15 protein-coding genes are annotated in these 20024 nt (G+C 66.4%); 6 read left to right on the top strand and 9 right to left on the bottom strand.

The genetic code is table 11. The annotated features are described in order from the left end of the window. Nucleotides 1–39: 39 nt before the first annotated feature. The gene (locus A5784_RS06355) at nucleotides 40–1509 is read right to left on the bottom strand and encodes a flavin-containing monooxygenase (RefSeq protein ID WP_064943423.1); all 1470 of its coding nucleotides are present in this window, start codon (nucleotides 1507–1509) and stop codon (nucleotides 40–42) included. 75 nt (nucleotides 1510–1584) lie between these two features. On the opposite strand from A5784_RS06355, the gene A5784_RS06350 reads away from it, so the two are divergent. Together A5784_RS06350 and dinB are read left to right on the top strand one after the other, a co-directional pair. After that, nucleotides 1585–2226 (top strand): TetR/AcrR family transcriptional regulator, encoded by a 642-nt coding sequence (locus A5784_RS06350; RefSeq protein WP_064943457.1) that lies wholly within the window; start codon nucleotides 1585–1587, stop codon nucleotides 2224–2226. A 26-nt stretch (nucleotides 2227–2252) separates the two neighbouring features. Then, complete coding sequence (gene dinB, locus A5784_RS06345; RefSeq protein ID WP_064943421.1) at nucleotides 2253–3488, top strand: DNA polymerase IV; 1236 nt, start codon at nucleotides 2253–2255, stop codon at nucleotides 3486–3488. On the opposite strand, the gene A5784_RS06340 is transcribed toward dinB, so the two are convergent. After that, a complete protein-coding gene (locus A5784_RS06340; RefSeq protein WP_082944692.1) occupies nucleotides 3485–3961 on the bottom strand; it encodes a hypothetical protein in 477 nt (158 codons plus the stop codon). The two genes, dinB and A5784_RS06340, sit on opposite strands and share 4 nt — an antisense overlap. Before the next feature lie 20 nt (nucleotides 3962–3981). Between A5784_RS06340 and A5784_RS06335 the strand changes: the two genes are divergently transcribed. Then, nucleotides 3982–4272, top strand: a complete 291-nt coding sequence (locus A5784_RS06335) for a YiaA/YiaB family inner membrane protein (RefSeq protein WP_064943417.1) — start codon at nucleotides 3982–3984, stop codon at nucleotides 4270–4272. Here the strand turns inward: A5784_RS06335 and A5784_RS06330 are convergent. Continuing rightward, nucleotides 4261–5268 carry a PHP domain-containing protein gene (locus A5784_RS06330; RefSeq protein ID WP_064943415.1) on the bottom strand — a complete coding sequence of 336 codons (1008 nt, stop codon included), beginning with the start codon at nucleotides 5266–5268 and terminating at the stop codon, nucleotides 4261–4263. The two genes, A5784_RS06335 and A5784_RS06330, sit on opposite strands and share 12 nt — an antisense overlap. Nucleotides 5269–5359: 91 nt before the next feature. Here A5784_RS06330 and A5784_RS06325 point away from each other — a divergent pair, with 91 nt between their 5' ends. Continuing rightward, on the top strand, nucleotides 5360–6994 hold the full coding sequence (locus A5784_RS06325; protein WP_064943413.1) for a SulP family inorganic anion transporter: 1635 nt from the start codon (nucleotides 5360–5362) through the stop codon (nucleotides 6992–6994). 26 nt (nucleotides 6995–7020) lie between these two features. On the opposite strand, the gene A5784_RS06320 is transcribed toward A5784_RS06325, so the two are convergent. Then, a complete protein-coding gene (locus A5784_RS06320; protein ID WP_064943455.1) occupies nucleotides 7021–8364 on the bottom strand; it encodes an NAD-dependent succinate-semialdehyde dehydrogenase in 1344 nt (447 codons plus the stop codon). Nucleotides 8365–8503: 139 nt separating this feature from the next. Between A5784_RS06320 and A5784_RS06315 the strand changes: the two genes are divergently transcribed. Together A5784_RS06315 and A5784_RS06310 are read left to right on the top strand one after the other, a co-directional pair. Further along, nucleotides 8504–9355: an LLM class F420-dependent oxidoreductase gene (locus A5784_RS06315; protein WP_064943453.1), complete on the top strand. Its 852-nt coding sequence runs from the start codon at nucleotides 8504–8506 to the stop codon at nucleotides 9353–9355. Between the two features lie 670 nt (nucleotides 9356–10025). Continuing rightward, a complete protein-coding gene (locus A5784_RS06310) occupies nucleotides 10026–10871 on the top strand; it encodes a patatin-like phospholipase family protein (protein WP_064943411.1) in 846 nt (281 codons plus the stop codon). Here the strand turns inward: A5784_RS06310 and cynS are convergent. The 5 genes from cynS to gltB form a co-directional block, all read right to left on the bottom strand. Next, nucleotides 10868–11338 carry a cyanase gene (cynS, locus tag A5784_RS06305; protein WP_064943409.1) on the bottom strand — a complete coding sequence of 157 codons (471 nt, stop codon included), beginning with the start codon at nucleotides 11336–11338 and terminating at the stop codon, nucleotides 10868–10870. The genes A5784_RS06310 and cynS overlap by 4 nt on opposite strands. 112 nt (nucleotides 11339–11450) lie before the next feature. Continuing rightward, a complete protein-coding gene (gene cynR, locus A5784_RS06300) occupies nucleotides 11451–12335 on the bottom strand; it encodes a transcriptional regulator CynR (protein ID WP_064943406.1) in 885 nt (294 codons plus the stop codon). Between the two features lie 52 nt (nucleotides 12336–12387). Next, complete coding sequence (locus tag A5784_RS06295; RefSeq protein WP_064943404.1) at nucleotides 12388–13728, bottom strand: glycosyltransferase family 87 protein; 1341 nt, start codon at nucleotides 13726–13728, stop codon at nucleotides 12388–12390. A 36-nt stretch (nucleotides 13729–13764) separates the two neighbouring features. Next, a complete protein-coding gene (locus A5784_RS06290; protein ID WP_064943402.1) occupies nucleotides 13765–15231 on the bottom strand; it encodes a glutamate synthase subunit beta in 1467 nt (488 codons plus the stop codon). After that, nucleotides 15224–19819 (bottom strand): glutamate synthase large subunit, encoded by a 4596-nt coding sequence (gene gltB / locus A5784_RS06285; protein ID WP_064943400.1) that lies wholly within the window; start codon nucleotides 19817–19819, stop codon nucleotides 15224–15226. The genes A5784_RS06290 and gltB overlap by 8 nt, the downstream gene beginning before the upstream one ends. Nucleotides 19820–20024 lie beyond the last annotated feature (205 nt).

The following is a 20024-nucleotide window of genomic DNA, read 5'->3' as shown; positions in this document are numbered from 1 at the left end:
CGGTGTCGGGGGACCTTGGCGACTGCTCGGCGGGAAAAACTAGGCTGGCACTGCCACGCGGTGCTTGGTGAAGTGCAGCGACTGCTCGTCGACCTTGCCGTACCGGATGGTCCGCATGTCGAAGAAGTAGTTCTGCTTGAGCTTCCACGGCGCCTGCGATCCCGACTTGGGCAGGCTGTCCATGGCCCGCCGGAAGTACCCGGGGGTGAAGTCCATGAACGGCAGTTCGTCGATGCTGTCGCCGGGGTGCTGCGCCTCGACGCGGTCAAAGCCGTTGGCGTCCATGTAGTTCAGCAGGCGGCAGATGAATTCGGACACCAGGTCGGCCTTGAGGGTCCAGGACGCGTTGGTGTAGCCGAACGTGATCGCCATGTTCGGGACGCCGGAGAGCATCAGGCCCTTGTAGGTCATGCACTTGGGCAGGTCGATCGGCTCGCCGTTTCGGTGGGCCACCGCGCCGCCGAACAGCTGCATGTTCAAACCCGTTGCGGTGACGATGATGTCGGCCTGCAGCTCCTCACCGGAGGTGAGCTTGATGCCGTTCTCGGTGAAGGTCTCGATGGTGTCGGTGACGACGCCCGCCTTGCCCGAGCGGATGGCCTTGAACAGATCGCCGTTGGGCGCCAAGCAGACTCGCTCGTCCCACGGGTTGTAGCGCGGGCTGAAGTGCTTGTCGTAGTCGAAGCCCTCGGGCAGCCGGCGCTCGGCCATCTGGCGCAGTGCCTTCTTGAACACGGCCGGGAATTTGCGGGCGAGCTGGTACTGCCCGGTGCTGTAACCGATCTGCTTCCAGCGGTTGACGAAGTGAGCCAGGTGCTTCGGCAGGTACTTGTTGGTCTTCTCGGCCACGGGATCGACCAGCGGCAGCGCGCCGATGTAGGTGGGTGAGCGCTGCAGCATGGTGACGTGGCCGACACCGCCGTCGACCAACGACGGGATCAGCGTGACAGCCGTAGCGCCCGAACCGATCACGACCACGTTCTTGCCGGCGTAGTCGAGGTTCTCCGGCCAGTGCTGCGGGTGGATGATCTGGCCCTTGAAGTCGGCGGCACCGGGGAACTCGGGCGAGTAACCCTCGTCGTAGTTGTAGTAGCCGCTGCACACCGACAGGAAGGATGCGGTGATCTCTTTGGTCTCGCCGCCGGTCTCGACGGTGACCGTCCAGCGGTTCTCGGCGTCCGACCAGTCCACCGAGAGCACGCGATGGCCGGTGCGGATGTGCTTGTCGATGCCGTTCTCGACGGCGGCCTCGTTGATGTAGTTCCAGATCGACTGGCCGTCGGCGATCGACTTCGCCGACTCCCACGGCTTGAACCGGAAGCCGAGGGTGAACATGTCGGAGTCGGAGCGGATGCCGGGGTACTTGAACAGGTCCCAGGTGCCGCCGATGTTCTCGCGGCGTTCCAGGATCACGTAGCTCTTACCTGGGCAACGGTCCTGCAGGTGCCAGGCCGTGCTGATGCCGGAGATTCCGGCACCGACGATCACGACGTCGAAGTGTTCGTTCATGGGACCGACGGTATCAACAGGGTGTTGAGTCAGTCAACGGTCTGTCGAAAAATTCGACGCACTGTTAAACTTCCGATCGTGACCACTGCCCAGACCCGCACACCACGGGGCCGCCGCGCGACGAGACCGTCGGGTGACGACCGTGAAGCGGCGATCCTGGCGACGGCGTCGCGACTGCTGGAGACCAAGAAGTTCGCCGACGTCTCGGTCGACGATCTCGCCAAAGGCGCAGGCATCTCGCGGCCCACCTTCTACTTCTATTTCTCGTCCAAGGAAGCCGTCCTGCTGTCGCTGCTCGATCCGCTGATCAAGCGCGCCGACACCGGTTTCGACGGCGCGTTGGAAGACATGCCCACCGATCCGAAGCGGGCCATCCGCCGCGGCATCGAGATCTTCTTCAGTTCGTTCGGGTCCCACTCCGCCACCGCGAAGGCCGGGGTCGAGGCGGTCGGCACCATCCCCGAGTTCCGCGAGTTCTGGGCAGGGTTGATGCAGAAGTGGATCAACCTGACCGCCGCGCTGATCGGCGCCGAACGCCAGCGTGGCGCCGCCCCGGACACCATTCCGGCGATGGACCTCGCCACGTCGCTGAACCTGATGAACGAGCGCACCATGATGGCGGCACTGGCCGGTGAAACGCCGGGCATCGCCGACGACCGCGTGGTCGACACGTTGGCCCACATCTGGCTGACCAGCATCTACGGGACCGCTGCCTAGAGCTTGTCACCCTCGCATGCGAACATATGTTCGTGTCCGATGGCCACGCTGCTGCTGTATCGCCTGCTCCGCAGGCGGCCATTCTGCACGCCGACCTCGACTCGTTCTACGCGTCGGTGGAGCAACGTGACGACCCCGCGCTGCGCGGCAAGCCCGTGATCGTCGGCGGAGGGGTCGTGTTGGCGGCCAGCTATGAGGCCAAGGCCTTCGGCGTGCGGACGGCGATGGGTGGTCATCAAGCCCGTGCGCTGTGCCCGCGGGCCATCGTCGTGCCACCGCGGATGGCGGCGTACACGCAGGCCAGCAGAGATGTCTTCGAGGTCTTCCGGGACACCACGCCCATCGTCGAGCCGCTGTCCGTGGACGAGGCATTTCTCGATGTGTCCGGCCTGGGCCGAGTGTCGGGCACGCCGGTGCAGATCGCCGGGCGGCTGCGCGAACAGGTGCGCGACCGGGTCGGCCTGCCGATCACCGTCGGCATCGCCCGCACCAAGTTTCTGGCCAAGGTGGCCAGCCAGGAAGGCAAGCCCGACGGGCTGCTGCTGGTCCCGCCTGACCGCGAACTGGCGTTCCTGCACCCGCTCCCCGTACGGCGGCTGTGGGGGGTCGGAGCCAAAACCGCCGAGAAGCTGCGCGCGCACGGCATCGAGACGGTGGCCGACGTCGCCGAGCTGCCCGAGTCCGCGCTCTCGGCGATGGTGGGCGGGGCCATGGGTCGGCAACTGTTCGCGTTGTCCCGCAACATCGATCGGCGCCGCGTCACCACCGGGGTGCACCGGCATTCAGTCGGGGCCCAGCGCGCGCTGGGTCGCCGCGGCAACACCATGTCGGCAGCCGAGATCGACGCCGTGGTGATCAACCTCGTCGACCGCATCACCCGGCGGATGCGCGCGTCCGGACGCACGGGCCGCACGGTGGTATTGCGGTTGCGGTTCGACGACTTCGGTCGCGCCACCCGGTCGCACACCTTGCCGCGGGCGACCGCGTCCACCGAGGAAGTCCTCTGTGCGGCACGCGCATTGGTCGACGGCGCAGCGCCGCTGATCGCACAGCGGGGCCTGACGCTGATCGGGTTCGCGGTGTCCAACATCGACCGCGACGGCAGCCAGCAGTTGGAGCTGCCGTTCGACAGCGCGCCGGATCTGAGTGCTGTCGATTCGGCCGTCGACCAGATACGGGAACGTTTCGGTACCGCACTGCTGACCCGCGGCGTGCTGGTCGGGCGCGATCCCGGGTGGGAGATGCCTATGCTGCCCGATTAAAAGAGCTGCGCGGCAACGAAACCCGACAGCAGCACCGCAAACCCGCCGATCTCGCCGACGATCAGCGCCACCATGCCCGCGTGCAACCCGGTGGTGGACCGCTCGAACTGGTTGGTGGTGTCGCGTCGCGCACCGTGGCCGATGTAGCTGCCGATGGCGACGACGAAGAAGAACACCAGCACCATCGCGGCGGTCAGGTTCAGCCACGTCGGCCAGGCGCTGAGTTCGACGAACACCGCCACCAGCAGTGTCGCGAACGAGTACAACAGTGCCGCGCGGTGGGCGATGTCGACGTAGGGATGGGCGAGATGGTTTTCACTCGTGGCCATCTGCTGGTACTTCCACACCCCGAGAATGAGCGCCAGCAGGAAGATCAGACCGGCTGCCAACAGGGTGATGACGGTGTCGATACCCAGCTCCACGCGGTGAGTGTACGAAACCTGAGTAGTCTCACGGATCCGCGCACCGCGCATGCTGCGGCAGGCTGCGAATCATGAACGCAATCAACGACTTGTCGAAGATCACGGCCGCCTTCTTCATCCAGGCCGCGATTGCCTTCGGCATCAGTTTCCTCGGCGTGCTCGGCGGAATCTATTTCCTGCCATTGGATACCTGGCAGCGGCTGTTCCTGGCGATGTCGGTGCTCTTTCTCGTGACGAGCGCCTTCACGCTGGCAAAGGTGGTGCGCGACCAACAGGAGGCCGCGACCATCCGGGTGCGGCTCGACGAAGCGCGGCTGGAAAAGCTGCTCGCCGAACACAATCCGTTCAGCTCAGCGTCCTGAGGTCCATTCCAACAGGTCATCGGCGGGCCAGGTGTTGACGATGCGCTCCACCGGGACCTCGGCGTCCAGGGCCCGCTGGGCGCCGTAGCCGAGGAACTCGAGCTGGCCGGGGGCGTGCGAATCGGTGTCGATGCTGAACAGGCAACCGATCTCCAGCGCTTGCTTGAGCAGCCGGGTCGGCGGGTCGCGGCGCTCGGGCCGGGAGTTGATCTCGACAGCCGTGCCGTGGTCGCGGCACGCGGTGAACACTTTCTCGGCGTCGAACTTCGACTCCGGTCTGGTACCGCGGCCACCGGTGACCAAGCGCCCGGTGCAGTGTCCGAGCACGTCGGTGTGCGGATTCGATACGGCCTTGAGCATCCGGCGGGTCATCGCCGCGGCATCCATCGCAAGCTTGGAGTGCACGCTGGCCACCACCACGTCGAGCCGCTCCAGCAGCTCGGGTTCCTGGTCCAGCGAACCGTCTTCGAGGATGTCGACCTCGATGCCGGTGAGGATCCGCATGGGTGCGACGGTGTCGCGGAGCTCGTCGATCACGTCGAGCTGTTTTCGCAGGCGCTCGGGCGACAGACCGTTGGCGACCTTCAGCCGCGGTGAGTGATCGGTCAGCGCACAGTATTCGTGGCCCAATTCCTTTGCGGCCAGCATCATCTCCTCGATGGGCGCGGAGCCGTCCGACCAGTTGGAGTGCACGTGCAGGTCGCCGCGCAGGGCGGCACGAATATCGCCGCCGCCGAGATCGGCTGCCGTCGAACGCAATTCGACCAGCACCTCGGGCTCGCGGCCGGCCCACGCCTGGGCGATCACGGTCGCGGTCTTCGGGCCGACGCCCGGCAGCGACTGCCAGCTGTTGGCCGCGCCGAGGCGTTGCCGCTGCTCGTCGCTCAGCCCCTCGACGACGTCGGCCGCCTTGCGGTAGGCCATCACCCGGCGCGGGTCTTCCCGGGCCCGGTCTTTGTAGTACGCGATCTGGCGTAGTGCGGTCACCGGATCCATGGGCACCAGTGTGCCCGTTTGCACCGTGTCGGGGCATCCGACTATTCTCAATTGCGATTTTCTTCAATCCATCAAGTCACCAGGTCGTATCGTGCCTCCTCGCTTCAGCCGGCTGCTGCCCCACCGCGACGACTACGCCGAGCTGCCGCGCTCGTGGCGTCGCGACATCCTCGCCGGCGTGACGGTCGGTGTCGTCGCCCTGCCGCTGGCGTTGGCGTTCGGGATCAGCTCCGGTGTCGGCGCGGCGGCCGGGCTGATCACGGCGGTGGTCGCGGGACTGGTCGCGGCCGTGTTCGGCGGCTCGCACGTGCAGGTCTCAGGGCCGACGGGAGCGATGGCGGTGGTCCTCGCGCCGATCGTCGCTCAACACGGACTCGGCAGCATCGCCTTGGTCACGATGGTGGCGGGGCTGTTGGTGCTGGCAGCCGGCATCACCGGACTGGGCCGCGCCGTGACCTTCATCCCCTGGCCGGTGATCGAGGGATTCACCCTCGGCATCGCCACGATCATCTTTCTGCAACAGGTCCCTGCGGCATTCGCGCAACATCCTCCTGCCGGTGAGCGCACGCTGCCCGCCGCGATCACAGTGGTGGTCCATGCCGACTGGGCGGCAGCGGCGAGAACCCTTGGTGTGGTCGCCGTCGTAGCGTTCCTGATGGTCACGCTCCCCCGGTTGCACCGCGCCATCCCCGAATCGCTGACCGCGGTGATCGTCGCCACGGTGCTGGTGGGCGTGCTGCACATCCCGGTCGCGGCGATCGGCGAGCTGCCGTCCCATCTGCCCGCCCCGATGCTGCCCCACGCCGACCTTGGGGCGATGCGCACGCTGCTCGGTGCCGCGCTGGCCATTGCCGCGCTGGCGGCCATCGAATCACTGCTCTCGGCTCGGGTCGCGGCGACCATGTCGCCGACCGGGCCGTACGACCCCGACCGGGAGCTGGTGGGCCAGGGGCTGGCGTCGGTGGCCTCCGGCGTGTTCGGCGGGATGCCCGCGACGGGCGCGATCGCCCGTACGGCGGTCAACGTGCGCTCCGGCGCCAGGACTCGGGTCGCGGCGATCGTGCACTCGCTGGTGCTGCTCGGCGTGGTCTATCTCGCGACCGGGCCGGTGTCGACCATTCCGCTCGCCGCCTTGGCCGGGGTGCTGATGGTGACATCGTTCCGGATGATCTCGGCTGCCACGGTTCGAAAAATCCTGCGCTCCACCCGATCCGACGCCCTGACCTTCGTGCTGACGGCCGTCGTGACGGTGTGTTTCGATCTGATCGAGGCCGTCGAGATCGGGATCGTGGTGGCGGCGTTCTTCGCGTTGCGGTCAATCGCGCGGCGCAGCAGCGTGGTTCGCGAAGAGCTGCCGGGGCCCGCCCTGCCCGGCGATGACGAGATCGCGCTGCTGCGCCTCGACGGAGCGATGTTCTTCGGTGCGGCCGAGCGCATTTCGCAGGCGATCGTCGACGGCGAACACCCGCACACATCCGTCGTCATCATCCGGATGTCGCAACTGGGCATGCTCGACGCCACGGGTGCGCACACGCTCGCGGAGATCGCCTCCGAACTGGAAGCCCGCGGCGTCACGGTGATCATCAAGGGAGTGCGGCCCGAACACGCCGAGTTGCTCACCAACGTCGGCGTGTTCGAGTCGCTCCGACACGAGAACCACTTGCTCGATTCGCTGGACGACGCGATCGACCATGCGCGCACGCATGTCGCCCATCGCCCGCACTGAGTAGTTCCCGCAGGCGGATCCGTTCGTCAGACGGTACGGATCAGCTTCTTGTTGACGAACTCGTCGATGCCGTACTTGCCGAGTTCGCGGCCGTAACCGGACCGCTTGATCCCGCCGAACGGCAGCTCGACACCTTCGGCGCCGACGGCGTTGACGAACACCATGCCTGCATCGATCCGATCGGCGACGCGCTTGGCCTGCTCCGCATCGGTGGTGAAGACGTAGGAGCCCAGGCCGAACGGGGTGTCGTTGGCGACGGCCACCGCTTCGTCCTCCGAGCCGACCTTGTACACGACAGCCACCGGGCCGAACAGTTCCTGACCGTAGATCGGGTTCTCCTCGGTGACCCCGGTGAGCACACCGGGCGGGAAGAACGCGCCGTTGCGCTCGCCTGCCGACGTCAACTTCGCGCCGCCGGCGACCGCGGTTTGCACCTGCTGCTCCAACGTCTCTGCCGCGCGCAGCGAGGAGAGCGGAGCGACACCGTCGGCAGCGGCGAGGATCTTCTCGGTGAACTTCGTGAGGAAGTCGTCGTAGATGTCCTCGGCGACGATGAACCGCTTGGCCGCGTTACAGGCCTGTCCGGTGTTCTCCATCCGGCCTGCCACGGCAGCTTCGACCGTCGCGTCGAGATCGTCGGTCGACAGGACCACGAACGGATCGGAGCCACCGAGCTCAAGGACGCACTTCTTCAGGTGACGCCCGGCGATCTCGGCGACCGCAGCACCGGCCCGCTCGGAGCCGGTCAGCGACACCGCTGCCACCCGCGGGTCGGCGATGATCTCGGCGACCTGCTCGTTGGTGGCCCGGATGTCGATGTAGGCGCCCTGCGGGAAGCCGGCCTCCAGGAAGATCAGCTGCAGCAGTTCGGCCGACTCGGGGCACTGCGGGGCATGCTTGAGCAGAATGGTGTTGCCTACCACCAGGTTCGGGCCCGCGAACCGGGCCACCTGGTAGTACGGGTAGTTCCACGGCATGATGCCGAGCAGCACACCGACGGGCCCGCGCTTGACCACAGCGCTGCCTTCGCCGTCGAGCAGCGTGATCTCCTCGTCAGCGAGGAACTTCTCGGCGTTGTCGGCGTAGTACTGGTAGATCGCGGCGCAGAAATCGACCTCACCCAAGGACTGATCCATGGGCTTGCCCATCTCACGGTTGATGACCGTCGCCAGCTGTTCGCGACGTTCCTCGTGCAGCTTGGCGACCTTCGCGAGAAGAGCTGCCCGCTCGGCTACCGTGCTGGTCCGCGACCAGGTGCGGGCGGTCTTGGCAGCCGCGTCGATCGCGGCTTCGATCTCGGCTTGGGTTGCAGTCGGATAGGTGGCGACGACCTCGGCGGTCGCCGGGTTGGTGACTGCATACTCGCTCATGGTTTCACTCCCGTTGGTTTGGCGCATTTAACGCACCCGAGACACTACCCAGCGCGCCGTCGACTTCGCGGCCAGATGCGCAATCAATTCACAGGTTTCCGGGGGAATGAATCTGCGCGGAGCCAAAGTTGGCATGGGCGTGCGATTCGCCTTCAAAACTTCCCCCCAGAACACAACCTGGGCCGACATGCTCACCGTCTGGCGTGCGGCCGATGCGATCGACGTCTACGAGTCCGGCTGGACCTTCGATCACTTCTATCCGATCTTCTCCGATTCCGCCGGCCCGTGCCTTGAGGGCTGGACGACGCTGACGGCGCTGGCGCAGGCGACCGAACGGTTGCGGGTCGGCGTGCTCGTGACCGGCATCCACTACCGCCACCCCGCGGTGCTGGCCAATATGGCCGCCGCGCTCGACATCATTTCCAACGGTCGTCTCGAGCTCGGCATCGGCGCGGGCTGGAACGAAGAGGAGTCCGGCGCGTACGGCATCGAACTGGGCAGCATCAAGGAGCGCTTCGACCGGTTCGAAGAAGCCTGCGAGGTGCTCAAGGGCCTGCTCACTCAGGAGACGACGACTTTCGACGGCTCCTACTACCAGCTCAAAGATGCCCGCAACGAGCCGAAGGGTCCGCAGCAGCCGCACCCTCCGTTCTGTATCGGTGGCAGCGGCGAAAAGCGCACATTGCGGATCACCGCGAAGTACGCCGACCACTGGAACTTCGTCGGCGGTCCGCCGGAGGAGTTCGCGCGCAAGCGTGACGTGCTGGCCGCCCACTGCGCGGATCTCGGTCGCGATCCGAAAGAGATCACGCTGTCGGCCCACATCCGGTTGGGCGAAGACCACGACTACGCCAAGGTGGTCGACGAGGCCGCCGCACTCGGCGCCGAGGGACTGGACCTGGCAATCGTCTACCTGCCGCCACCACTGGACAGCGCAGTGCTCGAACCGCTCGCCGAGGCGATCCGGGATTCGGGTCAACTCACGGTTTGACGCACCACTGCACCACCACGGCGTCCGGCTGCGCGATCAGCGCGCCGGGCGCCGTTGGTTTTGCGGGCATTTCCGCCGGGCAACGCCGACAACACTCGTTATAACTGGTCAGACACTGACAGATTGAACGAAGCAAATGCGGGCGGCACGCCGCCACAACCGGCGGCACACTGGCTAGCGGAGGGCCTAGACTCCGAAGCGAAGTAGCTCGTCGGGTGTCACCAGGCGTTCGTTCTTGGCCGGAAATTCACGGCTCTTCACGGGGTGGCGGAACCATGACCAGGCGATTCGACCCATCCGCGACCGACTGAGCGGAATGTTGTACACGGTGATCACTCCTGCGACGTCTTGATAGCTGTACCCGTAGCTCTACGTTACCGCAGCACTCTCATGAAGTCATTAGATACCTGTTCGTTGGCAAACAGTGCGAGCCACGCCGAACATTAAGCGGATGTTTCTGGTGATACTGATGTGATTGTTGTGGTCTCAAATATCGCCATCTCCGTGACCCGCATCACCTTGTCGGGCCGTTTTCTGCGGAACATCACGATGGCGTAACAAAGCGGGCAAATATTAAGAAAACTCCGTCAACGCAGGCGGCCGTCAGCGATACCGAGCTGCCCGGCGGACCTCGGTGCGATGATGCGGCGGTGACGAGGATCCCGGCACCGTGACGACGGCATTCGTGCTGTCCGGGGGCGGCAGTCTCGGATCTGTCCAGGTCGGGATGCTGCTCGGCCTGGCCGAAGCCGGGGTCCGCCCCGACATGATCGTCGGCACGTCGGTGGGCGCTCTCAACGGCGGCTGGATCGCGTCGCGCTCCGATGTCGCCGGCGTCGAGAAACTCGCCGACCTGTGGCGATCGCTGACCCGCGAGAAGGTCTTCCCGACCAATCTGGTCCATGGCTTTCTGGGTTTCGTCGGACAGCGCCGCAGCCTGGTACCGGATTCGGGGCTCCGCCGGCTGCTCGTCGAGAACCTGCAGTTCAACCGGCTCGAACAGGCACCGATCCCACTGCACGTCGTCGCGACCGAGGTGCTCTCGGGTGAAGACGTCCTGCTGTCGTCGGGAAACGCCGTCGACGCGATCGCGGCCAGCGCCGCTATCCCAGCCGTCCTGCCGCCGGTGCGCATCGACGGCCACGACCTGGTCGACGGCGGGGTCGTCAACAACACGCCCCTCTCGCACGCGATTGCGCTCGGCGCGACCACGGTGTGGGTGCTGCCGACCGGTTTCGCGTGCGCACTCCCCCGCCCGCCGCGCGGAACGCTCGGGATGGCCCTGCATGCCATGTCGCTCGCGATCAACCAGCGGCTGGCCGCGGACATCGACCGCTTCGAGTCGTCGGTGGACATCCGCGTCGTGCCTCCGCTGTGCCCCGTGAAGGTACTGCCGTCGGATTTCTCGCAATCGGATCAGCTCATCGAGCGGTCACACCACACCACCCGGGTCTGGCTGACGAAGCGTCATCCCACGGTCGGCCAGGCCGCTCTGCTCGAGCCGCATCACGACTAGAACGGCTTGGTCGGCAGGTACTTGCCGTCCAGCGTGATCACCGCACGCTCCCCGCCTTCGGGGTCGGCGACCTTCTGCACGTCGAGCCGGAAGTTGATCGCGCTGATGATGCCGTCGCCGAACTGCTCGTGGACGAGCGCCTTGAGCGTGGTGCCGTACACCTGCAACATCTCGTAGAACCGGTAGATGGTCGGATCGGTGGGAACGCCTCCCGGAATCGATCCGCGCGTCGGAATGGTCTGCAGCAGTTGCGCTGCGCTGCTGTCCAATCCGAGGAGATCGGCCACAGCCACCGCGGCCTCCTGTGGCAGCGCGTGCTGGCCGAGCACTGCGGCGGTGACGAACGCGACCGAGAATCCGGCGGCGTCGGCGATCTGCTGCCACGTCAGATCTTTGGCGGTCTTGGCGGCGACGGCTTCGGCCGCCAGGATCTCCCGGGCTGTGGGATCGAATTGTGCGTGCAGCATGTGACGTCCTCGCGTTTTCAGGTTGTAGTGACCCGTCGAGCCTGCGCGGCCGCCACACATAACGTCCAATACGTGAAAACCATCGAATCGATCGGTAAAACCAATAGTTGAGTCAGCCCGGTTGAACCTCGGCCCTGGCGATCGCCGCGAACGCGTGCGCGGCCGCCGACTGATAGGCAGCCCCACGGCGGAGCATCTCGACGGTTCGCGTGGGCAATTCGGGGGCCAGCGCCACGGCGTGCAGGTCAGGGTGGGCCCGGGTGATGGCATCCGGCAAGACGGTCGCGATGGACCCGCGGCGCACGACTTCGACCAGCGCGCTGATGGAATTCGCTTCGATCGCGATCTGCGGGGAAACCTGGCACGCGGCGAAATGGGCGTCGATGTGCGTGCGGGTGGCGAAGTCGCGGCTGAGCAACGCGAGCGGTTGAGCCGCCAGGCGGCCCACCGCGACCCAACCGGATTCGGCTGCCAGTGGATGCGACGATCCGACCACCAGGCTGAGGTATTCGATGAACAACGGCGCGCTGTCGACGCCCGACGCGTGACTGCCGCCGAAGGCCAGGCCCAGGTCCAGACGGTCGGCCAGTAGATCGGCCTCGATGCGGTCCTGGGTGGTCTCGGTGATCGTCAGCGTGATCCCGGGGTATGCGGTGCGGAACCGGTGCACCAGCGGCCCGATCAGATAGGCGGTGAGGCTGGGTGTCATCGCGACCCGCAGATGGCCGCGGGACAGGTCCCGGACGTCGTGCACTGCGCGCTCCCCGGCATCGAGATCACGCAGTGCGCTGCGGGCGTGGTCGGCGAATGCTTCGCCGGCATCGGTCAGGCGGACGGCGCGCCCGGACCGGTCGAGCAACTGCACCCCGAGCGACCGCTCAAGCTGGCGGATCTGCTGCGACAGGGTCGGCTGGGAGACGTGCAGGGTCTCGGCTGCGCGGGTGAAGTTTCCGTGCTCGGCGACGGCAAGCAGATAACGCACGTGGCGCAGCTCCATGGACCAACGATAGACGTCAGTAATCGCTGCGATGGAAAATGCGCCTCAGGCGTTATCGCGGCTGCGAGATGCGATCGGCGCCGGCCGCAGCGCTCTCGTCTTCCTTCAGCGCGAGCCGCTCATCGAGAAACTCCGGCGGGTAGTCCTCGAGATCCGATGTCGCCATGGCGATCTCGTCACGCGCGCTCAGCCGCAGCCAGCTCACCGCACCGACCATGAAGCACACGAACACCAGCGGATACCAACCGCTCGCAAGCTGGCCGACCCAAAAGGCGCGCAGGTCGATGAAATTCCAGTACACCCCGCTGAAGTACATGGTGGTGTGGTTGCGGCCGGGGCGGTGCAGCGTCCACATGAACGTCATCGCCACCAGCACCGCAGCACGGTAGGCCCAGCCGCGGGCCCAGTGCCCTCGTGTCGTGCACGCTTTCGCCACGAGCCAGAAGAACGCCGGCGCGAACCACACCCAGTGCGCTGCCCAACTGAACGGCGATACCGCACACCCCATCAAACCGACCGTCACCACTGCCAGCGCGGGCTCTGACCGTCGCTGGGCCCACGTCGCGACGGCCAGACCGGCGACGACCACCAGCAGGCTCAACGCGATCCACAGCCACTCCGGACGCGGATTCGGGGCGAAGTACCGCGCGAGGAATCCGTTGATAGATTGATTCGCCAGATGATCCAGCCTGCTGATGTGGCTGGTGTCTCCGAGGTGAGTCCAGAACCAGGCGCTGTCGCGTGGCAGCAGCGGCCAGGTGAGCACGGCGGTGGCACCGAATGTCAGGGTGGCAGTGGCCGACGCCCGCCACTGCCGGGTGAGCAGCAGGTACGGCAGGAACACCAGCGGCGTCAGCTTGATACCGGCGGCGATACCCAAACCGATCCCGCGCCAGCGGGATTCGGCAGGCCGCAACAGATCGAGCAGCACCATCGCCATCAGCAGGACATTGATCTGCCCCCACCAGAGCGTCGCCTGCACGGGCTCGAGGTCGATGACGGTCACCGCGAGCGCACCACTCACCACGGCCAGCCGGGCGTCCGCGCGAAAACCGGCCAGCCGCATGATGCGCCACGCGATGAGCGCCAGCACGCAGATCGACAGTGCCAGAAGGGCGTACTTCGCGACGTCGAACCCGAGCCAGGCGAACGGAGCGAGGACCAGGGTCGCGAAGGGCGGGTAGACGAACCACGCTCCGCGCAGCGCAGGCGTGTCGTAGAGACCTCTGCCGTCCCACACCTGGTGCACAGCCGCCCGGTAGGTGTCCAGATCGTAGTTGTTCTCGGTCAACCCGAAGAACTGCGTCTGGAACGGCACCAGGTGGTTGTGCACCACCACCGCCAGCACGGCCATGATGACTGCGCCGCAGACAATCCGACGGCGCAGCAGCATCCCCCTGTCCAACAGTCCCTTAGCTCTGCCGTCGGCTCATCGCTGCGGCGCGGCGGTCGGCTTGATCGGCACGGGCAGCGCGCTGTGGCCCATCAGGTAACTGTCGACGCCGGCCGCGGCAGCACGGCCCTCGGCGATCGCCCACACGATCAGAGACTGTCCGCGCCCCATGTCACCTGCGACGAACACGCCCGGCTCGGTGGTTTGGAAGTCCTTGTCGCGCGCCACGTTTCCGCGGTCGGTCAGCTCGACACCCAGCTCGGTCAGCAGGCCCTCGCGTTCGGGCCCCACGAAACCCATGGCGAGAAACACGATGTCGGCGTCCAGCTCGAAGTCCGAGCCGTCAACCTTCTCGAACTTGCCCGCGTTCATGACGACCTCGTGCACCTTGAGCGAGGTGAGCTTGCCGTCGACGCCGACGAACTGCTCGGTGTTCACCGAGAAGACCCGCTCGCCACCCTCTTCGTGTGCCGAGGACACCCGGAACATCAAGGGGTAGGTCGGCCACGGGGTCGAATCAGCGCGCGACTCCGGTGGCCGCGGCATGATCTCGAACTGGTGGATGCTGGCCGCGCCCTGTCGGTGTGCGGTGCCCAGGCAGTCCGCGCCGGTGTCGCCGCCGCCGATGATGACGACCTTCTTGTCCTTGGCCGTGATCGGCGGTTCGCCGTCGGGCCCCAGCACGTCGTCACCGTTCTGCACGCGGTTGGCCCACGGCAGATACTCCATGGCCTGGTGGATGCCGTCGAGCTCGCGCCCCGGGATCGGCAGGTCGCGCCAGGCGGTCGCACCGCCCGCGAGCACCACCGCATCGAAATCCTCGCGCAGCTCTTCGACGGTGAGGTCCACGCCGACGTTGACGCCGGTGCGGAACTTGGTGCCTTCGGCCTCCATCTGTTCCAGACGGCGATCGATGTGGCGCTTCTCCATCTTGAACTCGGGGATGCCGTAGCGCAGCAGCCCGCCGATGCGGTCGGCGCGCTCGAACACCGTCACGTCATGCCCGGCACGTGTCAGCTGTTGCGCCGCCGCCAGGCCTGCGGGCCCGGATCCGACGACGGCAACCTTCTTGCCGGTCAACACGTCCGGCGGCAGCGGTTTGACCCAACCCTGCTCGAAGGCGTTGTCGATGATCTCGACCTCGACCTGCTTGATGGTCACCGCGTCCTGGTTGATTCCCAGCACGCACGACGCCTCGCAGGGCGCCGGGCAGAGCCTGCCGGTGAACTCCGGGAAGTTGTTGGTCGCGTGCAGCCGCTCGATCGCGTCGCGCCAGCGGTCCCGGAACACCAGGTCGTTCCACTCGGGGATCAGGTTCCCCAGCGGACATCCGTTGTGGCAGAACGGGATACCGCAGTCCATGCATCGCGATGCCTGAACCTGCAGGGTCTCGTGGGAGAAGTCCTCGTAGACCTCTTTCCAGTCCTGCAGGCGCAGCGGCACCGGCCGCCGGGCGGGCAGTTCGCGTTTGGTGTGCTTGAGGAAGCCGCTCGGATCAGCCACGGGCCGCCGCCATGATCGCGTCGTTGACGTCGGAACCGGCAGCCTCGGCCTCGGCAATCGCCGTCAGCACCCGCTTGTAGTCCCGCGGCATGACCTTAACGAAGTTCTTCATCTCGCCATCCCAATCGGCCAGGATCCGTTGCCCCACGGCCGAATCCGTCGCGTCGACGTGCGCGGTGATCATGCCGTGCAGCCATTCGCGATCAGCGTCGTCCAGAGAGTCAAGATCGACCATCTCTGCATTCACGTTGCCCGGCAGCGCTCCCGCCGGGTCGTACACATAGGCCACGCCGCCGGACATGCCTGCGGCGAAGTTGCGGCCGGTGGCACCGAGGATGACCACCTTGCCGCCGGTCATGTACTCGCAGCCGTGGTCGCCGACACCTTCGACGACCGCGTGTGCGCCCGAGTTCCGCACCGCGAACCGCTCGCCCACCACGCCGCGCAGGAAGGCCTGGCCGCTGGTGGCGCCGAACAGGATCACGTTGCCGCCGATGATGTTGCGCTCGGCGACATAATCCGCCGGGGCGTTCTCCGACGGCCGCACCACGATCCGGCCACCGGACAGGCCCTTGCCGACATAGTCGTTGGCGTCGCCGTAGACCCGCAACGTGATGCCCTTGGGCACGAACGCACCGAAGCTGTTGCCTGCCGAACCGTCGAACGTGATGTCGATGGTCCCGTCCGGAAGCCCCTGCCCGCCATACACTTTGGTGACCTCGTGGCCCAGCATGGTGCCCACGGTCCGGTTGACGTTGGTGATCTTGGTGGAGAACCGGACCTTCGCACCCTTGTCCAGCGCCTCGCGGCTCTGCACGATGAGCTGCTGATCCAGCGCCTTGTCCAGGCCGTGGTCCTGGCGCGAGCTGCAGTACAGGTCCTGGTTCATGAAGGCCGATTCCGGCTCGTGCAGCACGGGCGTGAGATCGAGCTTGTAGGCCTTCCAGTGCTCGGCGGCCCGGCTGGTGTCCAACGCGCCGACCTGACCGACCATCTCGTTGACGGTGCGGAAGCCCAACTGCGCCATGAGTTCCCGGACTTCTTCGGCGATGAACATGAAGAAGTTCTCGACGAACTCGGGCTTGCCGTTGAACCGCTCACGCAGCACCGGGTTCTGCGTCGCCACGCCCACCGGGCAGGTGTCGAGGTGGCAGACCCGCATCATGATGCAGCCCGAGACAACCAGGGGTGCGGTCGCGAAACCGAATTCCTCGGCACCGAGCAGCGCGGCGACGACCACGTCGCGGCCCGTCTTGAGCTGACCGTCCACCTGCACGACGATCCGGTCGCGAAGACCGTTCAGCAGCAACGTCTGCTGCGTCTCGGCCAGGCCCAGCTCCCACGGCGCACCTGCGTGCTTCTGCGAGGTCAGCGGGGTGGCACCCGTGCCGCCGTCGTGCCCGGAGATGAGCACCACGTCGGCGTGCGCCTTGGAGACACCGGCCGCGACGGTCCCGACACCGTTCTCGCTGACCAGCTTGACGTGGATGCGGGCTGCCGGGTTGGCGTTCTTCAGGTCGTGGATCAGCTGCGCCAGATCCTCGATCGAGTAGATGTCGTGGTGCGGCGGCGGCGAGATGAGCCCGACACCCGGCGTCGAGTGCCGAACCTCGGCCACCCACGGGTACACCTTGTGCCCCGGAAGCTGCCCGCCCTCACCGGGCTTGGCGCCCTGGGCCATCTTGATCTGGATATCGGTGCAGTTGGTCAGGTAGTGACTGGTGACACCGAACCGGGCCGAGGCCACCTGCTTGATGGCACTGCGCCGCCAGTCGCCGTTGGCGTCGGGGTCGAAGCGGTCGACGCTCTCGCCGCCCTCACCCGAGTTGGACCGGCCGCCAAGGCGGTTCATCGCGATGGCGAGCGTCTCGTGCGCCTCGGCGGAGATCGAGCCGTAGCTCATCGCACCGGTGGAGAAGCGCTTGACGATCTCGCTGGCCGGCTCGACCTCGTCGATCGAAATCGGCTGCCGCACACCTTCTTTGAACTTGAGCAGGCCGCGCAGCGAGGCCATCCGCTCGCTCTGGTCGTCGACCAGCTGGGTGTACTCCTTGAACACCGAGTACTGCCCGGTGCGGGTCGAGTGCTGCAGCTTGAACACCGTGTCGGGGTTGAACAGGTGGTACTCACCCTCGCGCCGCCACTGGTATTCGCCGCCGACCTCGAGCTCGCGGTGCGCCCACTCGTCGGGACGGTCCAGGTACGCCAGCTCATGCCGGGTCGCCACATCGGCGGCGATGTCGTCGAGGTCGATACCGCCTGTGGGGCAGTGCAATCCGGTGAAGTACTCGTCGAGCACCCGCTGGCTGATACCGACGGCCTGGAACAGCTGGGCGCCGGTGTAGGAGGCCAGCGTCGAGATGCCCATCTTGGACATCACCTTGAGCACACCCTTGCCTGCGGCCTTCACGTAGTTGGCCTTGGCCTGGTCGCTGGTGAGCCCGGTGATGACGCCGCGGTCGATCATGTCCTCGATCGACTCGAAGGCCATGTACGGGTTGATCGCTGCCGCGCCGAAACCACACAGCATGGCCATGTGGTGCACCTCGCGGGCGTCGCCGGATTCGACGACGAGGCCGACCTGGGTGCGGGTGCGTTCGCGAACCAGGTGATGATGCACGGCGGCAACGGACAGTAGCGACGGGATCGGCGCGAGCCATTCGTTGGATTCGCGGTCGGAGAGCACGATGATGCGGGCACCGTTGCGGATCGCCTGCGAGACCTTGGTGCGTACGTCCTCCAAGGCCCGACGCAGGCCGGCGCCGCCGTCGGCGACCGGATACAGGCAGCTCACCACGGCAGCCCGCATGCCGTGCTTGCGGCCGCGGATCTCGTGGTCGGGGTCGACGTCGATGAGCTTGGACAGCTCGGCGTTGCGCAGGATCGGCTGCGGCAGCACGATCTGGCGACAGGAGTTCTCGTCGGGGTTGAGCAGGTCGCCTTCGGGACCGATGACCCCCTGCAGGCTGGTGACCACCTCTTCGCGGATCGCGTCCAGCGGCGGGTTGGTCACCTGGGCGAAGAGCTGCTGGAAGTAGTCGAACAGCATCCGCGGCCGCTCCGAGAGCACCGCGATGGGCGTGTCGGTGCCCATCGAGCCGAGCGCCTCGGCACCGGTCCGGGCCATGGGGGCGATCAGCAGGTTGAGCTCTTCGTAGGTGTAGCCGAAGGCCTGTTGGCGCAGCACGACGCGGTGGTGGGGCATCTTGACGTACTTGCCCTGGGGCAGTTCATCGATGTGGAAGAGACCTGCGTCGAGCCACTCCTGGTAGGGGTGCTCGGCGGCCAGCTCGGCCTTGACCTCTTCGTCGGAGACGATGCGGCCCTGCGCGGTGTCCACCAGGAACATGCGGCCGGGCTGCAGGCGCATCTTCTGCACGACGGTCGAGGGATCCAGGTCCAGCACGCCGGCCTCGGATGCCATGACGACCAGGCCGTCTTCGGTCACCCAGATACGCGAGGGGCGCAGGCCGTTGCGGTCGAGCACCGCGCCGACGATGGTGCCGTCGGTGAAGCACACCGAGGCCGGTCCGTCCCACGGCTCCATCAGCGAGCCGTGGTACTGGTAGAACGCCCGGCGGGCCGGGTCCATCTCGGTGTTGCGCTCCCAGGCTTCGGGAATCATCATCAGCACCGCGTGGTGCAGGGGGCGCCCGCCCAGGTGCAGCAGCTCGAGGACTTCGTCGAACCGGGCGGTGTCCGACGCGCCCGGCGTACACACGGGGAAGATCTTGTTCAGGTCGTTGTGGTACCCGAACACGTCGGTGTGGATGAGCGCCTCACGGGCCCGCATCCAGTTCTCGTTGCCGGTGACGGTGTTGATCTCACCGTTGTGCGCGACGCGGCGGAACGGATGCGCCAGCGGCCACGACGGGAACGTGTTGGTCGAGAACCGCGAGTGCACGATGCCCAACGCGCTGGTGAGGCGCTGGTCCTGCAGATCCAGGTAGAACGCGCGCAGCTGCGGCGTGGTCAGCATGCCCTTGTAGACGATCGTCTTGCCCGACAGGCTGGGGAAGTACACGGTCTCGCGTCCGGGGCCGTCCTGGCCGGGGCCCTTGGTGCCGAGTTCGTGCTCGGCGCGCTTGCGGATGACGAAGGCGCGGCGCTCCAGCTCCATGCCTTCGGCGCCGCCGATGAAGACCTGACGCAGTGTCGGCATGGCGTCGCGGGCCAGCGCGCCCAGCGAGGAGTCGTCGTGCGGGACGTCGCGCCATCCCAGCAGTTGCAGCCCCTCGGCTTCGACGATCTTTCCGACGGCCTCGCACGCCAGTTTGGCGTCACGCGAGGACTGCGGCAGGAAAGCGATGCCGGTCGCGTAGCTGCCCTCGGGCGGAAGTTCGAAGCCTTCCTGCTCCTTGCAGACGGCGCGCAGGAACTCGTCGGGCACCTGCAGCAGGATGCCTGCGCCGTCGCCGGTGTTGGGCTCCGCGCCTGCAGCACCGCGGTGCTCCAGGTTCAGCAGCGCGGTGATCGCCTTGTCGACGATGTCGCGGGTACGACGGCCGTGCATGTCCGCGATCATCGCGACGCCGCAGGAGCCGTGTTCGTACGCGGAGTTGTACAACCCGATTTGCTTTGGAGCCATTATCACCTAGCCCTCCAACCACGCTCTCTTACGAGCTGGCGTTAGCCACTCGGCGAGGGAGGCCGTTCGTGCACCACTGAACGACGGCTATGTCCAACACGCCATAAGTGACAAAACAATAGGGCAAACACCGTGCGACATGCCAACTTAGCTAAGCCTAACCAGATTGCTCGCCCGACGCGTTCCCGTGTTGCCGCCATATTAC

The organism is Mycobacterium sp. 852013-50091_SCH5140682 (genome assembly GCF_001665685.1).
Taxonomy (GTDB): Bacteria; Actinomycetota; Actinomycetes; order Mycobacteriales; family Mycobacteriaceae; genus Mycobacterium.
This window is presented reverse-complemented; position numbering and strand designations above follow the sequence as displayed.